The organism is Bacillus proteolyticus (assembly GCF_001884065.1).
GTDB classification, from domain to species: Bacteria; Bacillota; Bacilli; order Bacillales; family Bacillaceae_G; genus Bacillus_A; species Bacillus_A proteolyticus.
On sequence record NZ_MACH01000092.1, the window covers coordinates 361,837 to 374,140 of the forward strand.

15 protein-coding genes and 1 pseudogene are annotated in these 12,304 nt (G+C 31.6%); 2 read left to right on the forward strand and 14 right to left on the reverse strand.

Features of this window, described 5'->3' with window-relative positions; all coding sequences use genetic code 11:
- Positions 1 to 5 precede the first annotated feature (5 nt).
- Together BAQ49_RS16440 and BAQ49_RS16445 are read right to left on the reverse strand one after the other, a co-directional pair.
- Positions 6 to 602: pseudogene (locus BAQ49_RS16440) on the reverse strand (DJ-1/PfpI family protein).
- On the reverse strand, positions 599 to 1,090 hold the full coding sequence (locus BAQ49_RS16445; protein ID WP_071746210.1) for an ankyrin repeat domain-containing protein: 492 nt from the start codon (positions 1,088 to 1,090) through the stop codon (positions 599 to 601). Before BAQ49_RS16445 ends, BAQ49_RS16440 begins: the two are co-directional and overlap by 4 nt.
- Before the next feature lie 205 nt (positions 1,091 to 1,295).
- Between BAQ49_RS16445 and BAQ49_RS16450 the strand changes: the two genes are divergently transcribed.
- A complete protein-coding gene (locus tag BAQ49_RS16450; RefSeq protein WP_071746211.1) occupies positions 1,296 to 1,727 on the forward strand; it encodes a cytidine deaminase in 432 nt (143 codons plus the stop codon).
- A 253-nt stretch (positions 1,728 to 1,980) separates the two neighbouring features.
- Here BAQ49_RS16450 and BAQ49_RS16455 read toward each other — a convergent pair whose 3' ends face one another.
- The 7 genes from BAQ49_RS16455 to BAQ49_RS16485 all read right to left on the reverse strand — a co-directional run bounded on the left by BAQ49_RS16455 (position 1,981) and on the right by BAQ49_RS16485 (position 7,933).
- Positions 1,981 to 2,211, reverse strand: coding sequence for a hypothetical protein (locus BAQ49_RS16455; protein WP_000789035.1), 231 nt, complete (start codon positions 2,209 to 2,211; stop codon positions 1,981 to 1,983).
- Between the two features lie 174 nt (positions 2,212 to 2,385).
- On the reverse strand, positions 2,386 to 2,877 hold the full coding sequence (locus BAQ49_RS16460) for a transglycosylase SLT domain-containing protein (RefSeq protein ID WP_071746212.1): 492 nt from the start codon (positions 2,875 to 2,877) through the stop codon (positions 2,386 to 2,388).
- A gap of 208 nt (positions 2,878 to 3,085) precedes the next feature.
- Complete coding sequence (locus BAQ49_RS16465) at positions 3,086 to 3,301, reverse strand: hypothetical protein (RefSeq protein ID WP_071746213.1); 216 nt, start codon at positions 3,299 to 3,301, stop codon at positions 3,086 to 3,088.
- Positions 3,302 to 3,495: 194 nt separating this feature from the next.
- On the reverse strand, positions 3,496 to 3,759 hold the full coding sequence (locus BAQ49_RS16470) for a hypothetical protein (RefSeq protein WP_000426648.1): 264 nt from the start codon (positions 3,757 to 3,759) through the stop codon (positions 3,496 to 3,498).
- A gap of 223 nt (positions 3,760 to 3,982) precedes the next feature.
- Positions 3,983 to 5,779, reverse strand: coding sequence for a Xaa-Pro dipeptidyl-peptidase (locus BAQ49_RS16475; protein WP_071746214.1), 1,797 nt, complete (start codon positions 5,777 to 5,779; stop codon positions 3,983 to 3,985).
- A gap of 137 nt (positions 5,780 to 5,916) precedes the next feature.
- On the reverse strand, positions 5,917 to 7,293 hold the full coding sequence (locus BAQ49_RS16480; protein ID WP_071746215.1) for a sensor histidine kinase: 1,377 nt from the start codon (positions 7,291 to 7,293) through the stop codon (positions 5,917 to 5,919).
- Entirely contained in the window at positions 7,286 to 7,933 is a 648-nt protein-coding gene (locus BAQ49_RS16485; protein WP_071746216.1) for a response regulator transcription factor, read from the reverse strand. The genes BAQ49_RS16480 and BAQ49_RS16485 overlap by 8 nt, the downstream gene beginning before the upstream one ends.
- Positions 7,934 to 8,054: 121 nt before the next feature.
- On the opposite strand from BAQ49_RS16485, the gene BAQ49_RS16490 reads away from it, so the two are divergent.
- Positions 8,055 to 8,471 (forward strand): hypothetical protein, encoded by a 417-nt coding sequence (locus BAQ49_RS16490; RefSeq protein WP_071746217.1) that lies wholly within the window; start codon positions 8,055 to 8,057, stop codon positions 8,469 to 8,471.
- Positions 8,472 to 8,519: 48 nt separating this feature from the next.
- On the opposite strand, the gene BAQ49_RS16495 is transcribed toward BAQ49_RS16490, so the two are convergent.
- The 5 genes from BAQ49_RS16495 to BAQ49_RS16515 all read right to left on the reverse strand — a co-directional run bounded on the left by BAQ49_RS16495 (position 8,520) and on the right by BAQ49_RS16515 (position 12,293).
- Complete coding sequence (locus BAQ49_RS16495) at positions 8,520 to 9,017, reverse strand: DinB family protein (RefSeq protein ID WP_071746282.1); 498 nt, start codon at positions 9,015 to 9,017, stop codon at positions 8,520 to 8,522.
- Between the two features lie 98 nt (positions 9,018 to 9,115).
- Entirely contained in the window at positions 9,116 to 9,574 is a 459-nt protein-coding gene (locus BAQ49_RS16500) for a GNAT family N-acetyltransferase (protein WP_071746218.1), read from the reverse strand.
- Positions 9,575 to 9,894: 320 nt separating this feature from the next.
- Positions 9,895 to 10,599, reverse strand: coding sequence for an alpha/beta hydrolase (locus tag BAQ49_RS16505; RefSeq protein ID WP_180237373.1), 705 nt, complete (start codon positions 10,597 to 10,599; stop codon positions 9,895 to 9,897).
- Positions 10,600 to 10,902: 303 nt separating this feature from the next.
- A complete protein-coding gene (locus BAQ49_RS16510) occupies positions 10,903 to 11,562 on the reverse strand; it encodes an HAD family hydrolase (RefSeq protein WP_071746220.1) in 660 nt (219 codons plus the stop codon).
- A 29-nt stretch (positions 11,563 to 11,591) separates the two neighbouring features.
- The gene (locus tag BAQ49_RS16515) at positions 11,592 to 12,293 is read right to left on the reverse strand and encodes a 5'-methylthioadenosine/adenosylhomocysteine nucleosidase (RefSeq protein ID WP_071746221.1); all 702 of its coding nucleotides are present in this window, start codon (positions 12,291 to 12,293) and stop codon (positions 11,592 to 11,594) included.
- Between the last annotated feature and the right edge of the window lie 11 nt (positions 12,294 to 12,304).

The window sequence follows — 12,304 nt, forward strand, 5'->3', positions numbered from 1 at the left end:
TACTTTTAATATTGTAAATCAATATCATATTCCATTATCTTCGCTGTTTCTTCAGCAACCCGAACACCTAACAAATTTTTTACAATATGAAATGACATATTAATTCCGGCTGAAATTCCACCAGACGTAATAATATGCCCCTCATCTACAAACTTTACATTTTCTAATACTTCAACATTCGGAAAATTATTTCTAAAGTTTTCAATACTAGCCCAATGTGTTGTCGCTTGTTTTTCCTCAAGTAAACCTGCTTTAGCTAACAAAAGCGCTCCAGTACAAACAGAGGCCATTAGCTTCACTTCTTTCATCTGCTTGCGAATTCAATTTATTACAATTTTATTTTCTACTTCGTTTTCTCTAACACCTAATCCACCAGGAATAATTAAAATATCAACTGGAGGTAAGTTTTCAATGCTATAATCCGGTTGTACCTTTAATCCGTTCCGCGCCATAATCATTTCCCCATCTTGGCTAACGGTATGTACAGTAAATGGTCGTTCGCCATTCGTTGTAGCAACGGAAAAAACTTCAAACGGCCCCGCGAAATCTAACACTTCCACTTCATTAAATAGAAAAATCCCTACATTCCAGCGATTAATCATAAACTTACTTCCCCCTGCAAATAATGTAAAAGATGCTCATGCCCTTTCTCTAATGCAATATCGTATGCTGTTTTCCCATCATTTTTCTTAATCGTTTTATTAGCCCGATTTTCAAGTAATAATATAATTATTTCTTCATTTCCTAATAAAGCAGCTTCATGAAGACCTGTCCAACCACCACTTTGAACTGCATTCACATCTGATCCCTTTTCAATTAAGAAAGCTACAAGCTCGCTTTGTTTGTTCGCAATTGCCGCTTGAAGTGGTGTATTCTCATTTTCATTCTTTGCTCTAACATGTATATCTGCACCATTTTTTAAAAGAAAACTTGCTAATTCTATTTGTCCAAAATAAGCTGCTAAATGAAGTGGTGTCCAGCCATCTTCACTAAATTCGTTAACAACACTTGGATCAATCTTTATTAATTCTTCTACCTTTTCCTTGTCGCCGCTTATGACTGCTTGTGATATTGATTGTAAATGTTTCATAATAATCCCCCCGTTTTCAAATTATTTGAATATCCCTTTCTATATGTTCTATTCATTATTATATTTTCCTTTTCAAATTAATAATTTACATAATAATGTTATTTTATTGTTTTTTTGATAATAGTGATTAAACTTAATTATTCGTTTTAAATATTTAAATTTTCTGTTAAAGTGATCGTATTATGCTTAATAAAGGAGAGAGACTATGTTACAAGTAATGCCTTTAAACACTGAAGACTATGATTTAATTAGAGCTGCTGAAAAAGTAATCGAAAAAAACTATAAATATGGTCGTCATCATATCGGTTCAGCTGTACGAACCAACACGGGTAATGTGTATGCAGCAGTACATGTTGAAGCAAATGTTGGAAGAATAACAGTATGCGGTGAAGCTATGGCAATCGGAAAATCTATTTCAGAAGGTGATCATGAATTTGATACCATTGTAGCAGTTGCTCACCCACATCCTCATGAAGATATAGAAAAATGTTGGGTTGTCGCTCCATGTGGTATGTGTCGAGAATTAATAAGTGATTACGGAAAAAATACGAATGTTATACTTTCTTATAATGGTGAACTTGTAAAATGTAGCGTTATGGAATTATTACCTGAAAAATATACATGTGAAGTAGAATAATCATTCATGCTTTCAATTTATCAAATAATATTATTCCAATAAAAAACAATCCATTTTAAAAACGGATTGTTTTTTATATTTCATTTTTATACAGTTTATTTTTCTTGTTTCTATCATTAAAAAATACAATAAAAAAATGAAATTTAAATATATATGTACCCTCTACACTAACTTTTTCATTCGAAAATAAAAAACGAATTTTACCTTACATTTGAAAAAATCACATATAAAATATCTATAATTACTAATCTTATCATACTAATCTATAACAATTCTGCCTTCTTCCCTTACCTGTATCCTTTAAAACATAAGACTTTAAAACGAGTGCTGTTAGTGAATCTGTTAATGTTTTATATGATAAATTTGAAAGAGCTAATAGATCGTTCGTATATAACATTCTATGCTTCTCTAATAATAATAGTACTAATCTTTCTGACGGTTTTAATGTTTCATCACTTTCTAGTATAAAATCTATATTTTTCATATTCCTACTACTTACTCCTTATATAAAAAAATGATATTAGTAGTTATTTAATATAAAAATACTACATAACAAATTTGAAGATATAGTAAAATAACATACCATTCAAACACTATTATACTATAACATATAAAAGGCATTTCCCCAAATTGGAAATGCCTTTTATACTTCTTCCTCTTACTTATATAATTGGTATGATTGTTCTAGCCCTATACTATATTTTGTATTATTGTCCGTCCATTCTCCCCCTAAGTTTCCTGGCCATCCTGATGTATTGGCAACATATTTAAGTAACTCCCAATCAACCAATCCTTTTTTCACACCGCGTTCATACGATTTAACCATATTAGAAATCGCTATTGTTGCATTTATTTGTGAATCTATTAAGCTCTCTTCCGATAATTGTGCTGGTGCTAAACCATCACGATGTAATTGAAACAGACCGAAAGATGTCCCTTTATCCCCTATTGCTTTTCGATCAAATTTTGTTTCATGATCAGCAATAGATAATGGTATCCACTCTGGAATACCATACCTCTTTGCAACTTCACTAATTACTTGTTTATTATTTTTAATCTCTTTCTGCTTTTCGTAGTTAGTATAAATTACATAACTTAAAGTAAATAGCGTAAGTAATATGAATATATACTGTAGCGCTTTTTTCATCATTTCATCTCCTGCTTTATGTATGTTTCACCTTCTATATACACTATAAGACTTTTATGTGACATTCATTTGACGAAATAATTTTAATCATACATAAGCAGTTACATTTTTAACTATTACCTAAAAACTACAATTCTTATAAAAAAATCTTTCAACACATACAACCAATCAGCCTTTCATGTATAGTACATGAAAGGCTGATTGATTTTCACTACACTTTTTTATGTATACAGTATATCCCCGCTATAATAAAACAAATTGAAATTATCGATAAAATTGTACCATGAATTTCATAAAATGCAGTAAAGAATTTCCCGCTTGGTCTATCCCAAATTTCTAATGAACCCGCGTAAATTGCGGAAGTTATATATGTAAGCCCGAATAGGAGAACTCCCGAAAGAACATAGATTACTCCAATATTTTTCATTATTAGCTCACCTCCATTAATTTTATTTGTGAATAAACAAAAAAGACCTTTATACGTTAAAGATCTTTTTCATCTTATTTTTATTACTAAAAACGCCAGAATCTAAAACAAAAACTCACTTTAGGATACGTATCTCCATATGCAAATTAAAGACTATACGGTTGTCAGCGTCTTCTCGATTACCATTTTTTACATTAAATATTTCTTGCAATATGTGGTTTGCTGTAGTGACTCGTTCCACCGCCACCCACTATTACTTTACCGCCTTTTTTGAAGATTAATAATTTACTTGAACCATCTGAAAGTAGTACTATTACTTCAGCATGATCACTCGTCGCTACATAGATTACATAACCACTTTTTGAAATACAAGTTTCCCAATGCTTATCAAATTCTGATCTTACAACCCGATTAGAATACACTTGATTTTCAATTCTTCCTTGTTCTTCGTTTTCCAAATTTAATCTCCCTACTTCCCTAAAGTATCATTTATATTAAAAAAACAGCCCCAATAAGAATAGTGACCACCTTGAATATAAATAGTATATGTGGTTTTCAAGAGAATGCTTGGACAATGAAAACTAACAGAAACATTTTTAATAAAACTCTAGCAAACAAATCCACTCAATATAAAAGAGCTTACCTTAGTAAGCTCTTTTATCTCATTCCCCTCATGTACCTTTATTTCACAATCGGCAATGTCACTTCACTCAATTTCACCGTAAGCTTTGTTCCTGCTTTCGGTCTAATTGTATAATCATAATCACTTGCGATTAATACGACTCCAATTTGATGTCCTGCTTTAAATACGTAATCATCTGGCTGCATGTCCCATGTAAATGTATAATTCTTACCAGGTTGAAGTGCCGTTGAATTTTCTATACTATTTAAGTTTTGCGGATCCATCCAACCTCTCGTTACAATTTCAGGCTTCGCTCCGCCGTAATCAACGAGTAAAGCGGTTAAATTTGAAACAGACCGATCAATATTACCTGTTATTGAAATTTTCGGCGTCCCACTTATTCGCATATCTTTTTGCAGTACAGGCATTGTATATACTAATCGGTTCGCTATTTCCAGCTCTGGGTTTTCTACTAATTGATTCGATTTTATTTTTGCATCATCTATTAATGAAAAAACCGTGTTTACTGATCCCATACTTAATGGTAGATTGACTGCTTTATTACTTAAATACATACGGACTTTTGATGGTACAGCCGCTGGATCTGGCCAATTTTTTATTTTTTGCCACGATTTATTTTCACGTTGTACATCTACCATCGGTTCAGCCATAATTCCATTTTCAATTCCATATAACCAATAATCGAACCATTTATTTTGCGTTTGTTGCCAGTTATTACTTGATGTTCCGCCGTGTCCACCTTGATGTAACCACATTTTACGAGGAACATTGTTTTCGCCAAGAGCTTCCCACCACTGTGAAAACTGCTTCGTTTTTACATTCCAATCATTTAGCCCATGAACTACAAATACACTTGCTTTCACATTTTTTACATCTTTTACATAGTTACGTTTATCCCAAAAGTCGTTATAATCGCCTGTTTTACGATCTTGTCCAGCTGTTAGTTCTTTAATAACCTGCCCGCAAACTTCAGGATTCTTTCTTGTTAGTACTGCTTCAGCCATATTATCTGTATCTTCTCCTTGATATCCACCTGGCGCAATTACTGCTCCATTTGCACGATAATAATCATACCAACTACTAATTGCTGCGATTGGAATAATTGTTTTTAACCCTTCAACTCCAGTCGTTGCGACAGCATTCGGTAATGTACCATTATAAGAAACTCCTGTCATTCCTACATTTCCCGAAGACCAACTTGCATTTACTTCCTTACCATCCTCTGTATATGCTTTCGCACGACCATTTACCCAATCAATGACAGACTTAGTCCCTAGTATTTCTTGCTCATCTCCAGTTGTCGCACATCCATCTGATTTTCCAGTTCCAATACTTTCGCCTAAAATGACTGCATATCCTCTCGGAACATAATAATTACCATACGATCCAAGATTAACTGCCCCATACGGTTTTCCTTCATACGCATACAATTCTTCATCAACATTATAAACAGGAACATCTTTTAAACCAGATCGATATGGACTCATTTCATAAATAACAGGAACTTTCACATCTGGATTCGTCTTTGGACGCATAACCTTTACTGATACACGATCTTTTTTACCATCTCGATCACTATCAACTTCTGTCTCTACAAATAGATTTTCTACAATGGCTTCATCAAGTGAATAAATTGGTTTCGTCATCCCATTTTCTAATTCAATTTTCGTGTTTGACATTAAAGCTTCTGAAACTTGACCATTTAACTTAACATTATTCTCCTTTGCGGAGATCCCTTCTTTATTTTCTGCATGAGCAGTCATACTAGAAACTCCTGAAGTAATTGTTAAAGATAATATAGTCGATAGTGTAATTGCTATTTTCTTTTTTTTCATGCCCTTCCCTCCCTATATATTCCTTCTTTTACTATACATCAAAAATACAGAAAATTCAGTTTATATTTTATGTAAAAAGTTGAGAAATTTGTAGAACTATCAAATCTTTTCATATAAAGAAAAGGAACTAATAACAATTAGTTCCTATCTATATACATATAAAATTGTATTTCCCCATCTACTACCGAAACCCCGTATTCAAATCCATGTCTTTCTAAAATACTTTTTACTATCGCTAGTCCTAATCCAGTACCTGATTTTTCTTTACTACGAGAAGATTCTAATACATAAAAAGGTTCCCAAATTTTATCTATCTCTTTAATGCCCTCAGCAGCAATTCCATTTTGAATTCGAAAATACACAATGTCATTTTTCTCTTCTACTGTGATTTTTATATTTTGATTCGTTGTATATTTTATCGCATTAGAGATTAAATTTTGAAAGACCATTCTCATTTTATTTAAATCAGCATAAACAATCGCGTCACCAGCATTATAGTTCACTTGCAAATTGATTTCTTTCGACTCCAGTTCAATTTTATGCTTATCTATTATACTTTGGACTAGTGGTTCAATAGGGAATTCTTCTTTATGTAAAATATCTCTTTCTAATTTAGAAAATCGTAATAACTCTTCAATTAAATTTGAGATTTGATCTGTTTGTTTAATGATTGTATCAACATATGTACCATCATCTAAACCGTCTTTTATTCCAATAGAATATGCTTTTACTAATGCGATTGGTGTTTTTAATTCATGAGTTACATCGCCCATAAATCGTTTTAAGTGGTCATTTCGATCTGTTAAATCTTGATGTGCTTCATGTAATTTATCACTCATAATGTTGATACTATTTGCTAAATCACCTATTTCATCATTCGTTTTAACTTTCGTCCGTTTAAATTTCAGACGTGAAATATCTTCTGCGACATCACTCAATTCATTCAATGGTGTAGTGATTGTTTTTGAAAAAATCCAGACGAGCACGATAATAAGGAATAGTGAAAATCCCAAAATATATAAATAAAATGAGTTAAGAGTTTTAATTACTTCATTAGAATGTGCGATAGAAACTCCTACTAAAATCAACATATCATCTTTCGCAATGTATTTCGCAAAAAAACTAGATTTTATCTTTTCTTGATCATATATTTTATTCGATTGTCCGAGGTTCTTCACTTTCGTAATTTCTTCTTTTGTAATCCAAAGTTTATTCAATGCAACTCTCTTTTTTGTAAGTTGCATGCGTAATTCTTCATTAATAGCATCTTCTGAACTATTTATTGATGTATAAGCAATCGTAACATTACCTTCATTTTCAATACGATTTATGGCATCATCCAGTTCTTTACGCGGTATTGACTGTATTTGCGCTGTAATACCTTCCAAGCTTTCGCGTGTTTTGTGCACATTATATTTTGGTAAAAAATAGTTAATTAATAATAAAGAGACCGTATAAATAAGGATGACTGTTAAAGAGATGCTGAAAAATAACTTTTTACCGAGTTTATTCACACTCTTCCTCCAAACTGTATCCTAAACCACGATGTGTCTTTATAATATTTTCTCCTATTTTTTTACGTAACCTTCTTACATGCGTATCAACCGTTCGCTCTTCCCCAAAATAATCAAATCCCCAAACGATATCTAACAACTTTTTCCTCGTTAAAATCGTGCCTTTATGATTTAAAAAGCACTTTATTAATTGTAATTCTGTCTTTGTAATGTCTAATTCTTTCTCATTTTTATATACTTTATTTTTGGTGAAATCTATTTTTAAATCTTGAACTTGGATAACATCTTCATGCTGTACAAGCTTTTTCGCTCGAGTAATTAGCACTCCCGGGTGAAATGGTTTTTTCACGAACTCATCTGCCCCGCTTTGAAGAGCTGCTAATTCATCTTCACTTTCACTTTTCGCAGTAAGCATTAATACTTTCACACTTGAATTCTTTTTTATTTCCTGACAGACAGTAATACCACTACTTTTCGGCATCATCCAGTCTAAAATAGCTAAGTCAATTTTCTCATCATAAAATATTTGAAGTGCTTCCTCTCCATCTTTTGCTAATAAAACTTCGAAGCCTTCTTTTTCAAAATACGCTTTTAAAATTTTCAGCATATCTTGTTCATCATCCGCGATTAATACTTTCATTATATTTCCTCCATTACTTATAAACAAATACCAATTTTATCATACAACTTCTTTGTTACATCAATGTGACATAAAAATATTTACAACGTTTGAGGGTATAGTAAGTGTGAGGTGTTGTTTCATGTTCAAAAAAATAGGAGTCATTACTCTTCTCTTCTTTTTATTATCAACAAATGCGTTCGCAAATACAAATAAACAAATTGAAGTATTTGATTGCAAAAAAGAAATGGTAGTCCAAAAACAATCTTTAGATTCAGCCATTCAAAAAGAAGCAGTTCAATACGCAAAATCAATTACCGGTCCATTCAAAAACTTAAATGTCGTTCCGAAAGATGGACATATGATAAAAATCCCTTTATTTAGGCCTGTTTCTATTACAAATCAATGGTTACATACAACAATCGATGAAGTACTCATCCTGCTCCCACTTAATGAAAAACCTTACATTATGCTTTACGATGATGAGAATAATCCACATTTTTATTATGTAAAAGGTGATCCGAAAACTTTATTAAAACAAATGAATGTTAAATTATAATTAATTAAAGAAAGATCCCGCAAGTATCATTCGCGGGATCTTTCTTTATCAGTTAACAACTTGATTTTCATTTAAAAAATTAATAATCTGCCTTTTGTGATGGTTATCGTGATCTACGAATTCTTTAATAATATATATTAGAGAGTACGGTATTCCAGTATGAGGACAATATGATACTCCATTGGCAGTCAAATGTTCCTTTAGCTTTCCAATAGACAGTCGGTTAAGCTCTTGAACAAGTAAATCTCTTTTAGCTTGTGCTTCTTCAAGAAGTTTTATCTTAGATATACCTGATTTTGCATAATTAGAGGCTATTTTATTATATGTATCAAAGTCAGGGAACTCCATTCCCAGTCCATCTCTCACTGATGATAATGTCTCACGTAAAAGATAGTCATCCCAATTCATAATATGAGATATGATTTCACCAACAGTCCATTTCCCCTCTGATATTGGTGCCACCCACAATTCCTCTTTCATACCTTTCAATGTATTTATCCAAATTGAATATTCATTGAAATCATTAATAATTTTATTTTCTCCCACCATCTAACTCCCCATTCCAATAATATATTTAAATAAATCATATCATAAACCTACACAGAACAGAACAAACGTTCCGAAGAAGAGCAAATAATAATTCACTACATCCTTTTATCTAAGTTTAGATAATGGCTCGCTCCTACATATTTTGTCCCTTTCACAAATCCACTCGAAGTATAAAATTTGTCACCCTGTTCTGTATCTGTATTTAAGACAACAATAGTAAAATATTTTTTCGCATCGCTTAAAATTCTCACTAACAGTAACCTCCCTAATCCTTTCCTTCGGTATTCTTTTGCAATATAAAATCTCCTTAACCTACCAATCTTATTGTCTTCTGTATACAGATTTTCATTTATACCTCCAATCCCAATTAGCCTTCCCCCTTGAAAAATGCCATATAAACATTCACCAGTTTTATTAAATGTGTTTATTTTATTTTCATATTCACTTATTAGTTTTATTAGGAAATTAAATCCTTCGTCTTTGCTTTCTTGAACAAGATAATCGTGTTCGTATATCATTAAATCTTCAATTTGTTGAATATGTATATCTTTCAAGTAAATTCCTCCTTAATATGAAAATACATAAAAATGCTCAAGAATCATTTATTCTGAGCATTTTTATGATTGTTACTTTATTCAATTCGTATATGCGTATTCTTCACTTCAGATATAAATCGATAATATAATTGTTTAATTTCTATACATTTAAAGGTATTTGTACTCAAAAATCATTAATAAAGTTGTTTAATTCTTATTGAACTAAAGCACTTGTTTGTTTAAGTGAATACATTCACATTTATAATGTCTCTCAAGTATAATATCAGTTTATATATTCACTATTCTTCTCTAACAGGTTCAAGATAAATTATAATTTGTTAATCGATATGTTTGTGTAACCACTGTTCAAATATCTTTAACTGTTCTTCAGTATGAAAGTAATGTTCGCCTGTCTCCATGACTTCTAATTCACAACGATGTTTTTTTGTAAAATAGTTAATAGTTTCAAATTCGCACAGTTCATCCTTGGCTCCGTACATAATATACGTATCTGTATTCCATATATTAATAGGATGTTCTTTTACATAGCATAAATAATCCCAATATAACTTTTGACCAATAGGTGTCTCTATAGTCATTTCTTTTTGCAAAAGCTCTGGTGTTACATTAAACCCTTTCATCATATTTTCGATAATTCGTTCCATATTAACTACTGGTGATAAAAACAATGCCTTTTCTATCACATCATTTTGATAGGCTAAAAGGCTAAAATAAGCCCCCATACTACATGCAAACACGTTTACTTCTTTCCAATGTTGTTTTGCGTAATTCATAATTATAGATAATTCACTAACACAAAACTGTACTTTACAAGGAGTATTATCATTTTTTCTTTCTCCATGCTCAGGTAAATCAAAGCTTAATACTTGATAATCTTTTTGATTGGCTTCTTCAGCTAATATTTGAATAACTGTATCTTCCTTATTTGACATATTTCCATGTACTGCAATAAAAATTTTTTCACTCTTATTTCCCCATAAAACCGTGGGAATATTACTAATTTTAAAATTATCTTTAAGCATATTTCCTCCGTGGAATAAGACATATAGGAATTGGCAAAAAACTGCACACACTTTATAATCCTCTACTCAGCTTTAAAACAAATCAAACTATTACTAATTCATCACAAATGAATTATAATCTCTCTACCCCTATATAACAGAGGCTATTTTGAATTTAAAATCTTTCTTTTTTTCCATTTCTTCAGAAGCTACAAGTTCTTATTTTGATTCCTTATTGAGCTAATCTACTCCGTTAGTAGAAGAAGGATTTTTAAACAATTATATTATTTTTTAAATGACTTTATTATAAATTAAACACCTTTATTATCTCTGCACAGCAGGAAATATTCCCTTTAACTCCATTAAATCATCTATTACTATATCTGCATGAGCAAGTTCACCTTCTTGTGCAAAATCAAAATTGCATCCAATCGCAATCAAGCCATTATCTTTAGCTGCATTTATATCAGATAAACGGTCCCCTACTACTGCTGCTTCTTTTATATCATACTTGTTCAAAATACTTTTAACTAAGTCGCTTTTATTAAGTGAGTTTATTTGTTCAATACTAAACGTTTCAGTAACCCATTGGTCTAAAGCATAATAAGATACGATCGCTCGTAAATATTCAGTTAAACCATTACTAGCAATATAAATTGAACAATTATTTTCTTTTATATATGTAAAAATTTCTTTTACGTTCGGGTATAAAGCACCTTTTCCGCTCTTAATGTTTTCAATTAGTCTTTCTAAAAAATATGCATCAGTTTGTTCTCTTACTTCTATAGAATGATTCGGTAATAAAGCTTCCCAAACTTTTGGTAAAGGCACACCCATGATTTCACGGTATTTATCAATAGGTGTTATCGTATCCCATAATTGTAGTGAACGTAAATGATCAAATGTAGCATCTAGTGATAATTCTAAAATTTTGTCTGTTTGAAATAAAGTTCCATCCATATCGAAAATTAGTGCTTGTAACATGACATTCTCTCCCATTCTTTACTTATTAACTACAATACAGTTTTACTCGAAATATTTTTAAACATCTCAACAATAATTTCTGAACAATAATTCGCTGCGGTTTTCGCAAAATCATCATATGAAACTTGCGCTGAATCATCTGCACTGTCAGAAATGCATCTCAAAACAAGAAACGGTATATCATTTATGTAAGCAACATGTCCAATTGCTGCCCCTTCCATTTCTGTACAATGAGGTGCATATTCAGTGACTAATTGCGCCTTTAATTTTGAATCCTCGACGAAGCATTCTCCGCTGACGATTCTTCCTTCATGAACAGTAATATTTAAACTACTACTATTAACAGCTTTTTGGGCTAAATCTCTTAATTCCTCGCTTGCTTGAAACGCTTCTTGAAACGGAAATAGATTCTTCATTTGATTTTTATTAACATCATGATGCGTAACATTTGTAGAAATAACTAGATCGCCAACTTTCACATCCGGATGTAATCCACCCGCAACACCTGTATTAATGATAGAGTCTACCTCAAACTTACTAATTAATATTTGTGTACATGCAGCTGCATTTACCTTCCCTACACCACATCGCGTAATAACAACTTCTGTATCCATAAAGTTTCCTCTATAAAAAGATATTCCCGCAATAGTATGTTCCTCTTTAATAAGTAGTGTTTCTAATAGTAAGTCTATTTCTATTTGCATTGCTCCGATAATACCGATTCTGTTCATGTATGTAGTCC

What these genes read in the sequence shown, in the direction of transcription:
- BAQ49_RS16510 (WP_071746220.1), bottom strand. Translation starts at nt 11,562, where the DNA reads ATGTTACAAGCACTAATTTTCGATATGGATGGAACTTTATTTCAAACA.
- BAQ49_RS16445 (WP_071746210.1), bottom strand. Translation starts at nt 1,090, where the DNA reads ATGAAACATTTACAATCAATATCACAAGCAGTCATAAGCGGCGACAAG.
- BAQ49_RS16505 (WP_180237373.1), bottom strand. Translation starts at nt 10,599, where the DNA reads ATGCTTAAAGATAATTTTAAAATTAGTAATATTCCCACGGTTTTATGG.
- BAQ49_RS16450 (WP_071746211.1), top strand. Translation starts at nt 1,296, where the DNA reads ATGTTACAAGTAATGCCTTTAAACACTGAAGACTATGATTTAATTAGA.
- BAQ49_RS16490 (WP_071746217.1), top strand. Translation starts at nt 8,055, where the DNA reads ATGTTCAAAAAAATAGGAGTCATTACTCTTCTCTTCTTTTTATTATCA.
- BAQ49_RS16515 (WP_071746221.1), bottom strand. Translation starts at nt 12,293, where the DNA reads ATGAACAGAATCGGTATTATCGGAGCAATGCAAATAGAAATAGACTTA.
- BAQ49_RS16485 (WP_071746216.1), bottom strand. Translation starts at nt 7,933, where the DNA reads ATGAAAGTATTAATCGCGGATGATGAACAAGATATGCTGAAAATTTTA.
- BAQ49_RS16460 (WP_071746212.1), bottom strand. Translation starts at nt 2,877, where the DNA reads ATGATGAAAAAAGCGCTACAGTATATATTCATATTACTTACGCTATTT.
- BAQ49_RS16475 (WP_071746214.1), bottom strand. Translation starts at nt 5,779, where the DNA reads ATGAAAAAAAAGAAAATAGCAATTACACTATCGACTATATTATCTTTA.
- BAQ49_RS16465 (WP_071746213.1), bottom strand. Translation starts at nt 3,301, where the DNA reads ATGAAAAATATTGGAGTAATCTATGTTCTTTCGGGAGTTCTCCTATTC.
- BAQ49_RS16455 (WP_000789035.1), bottom strand. Translation starts at nt 2,211, where the DNA reads ATGAAAAATATAGATTTTATACTAGAAAGTGATGAAACATTAAAACCG.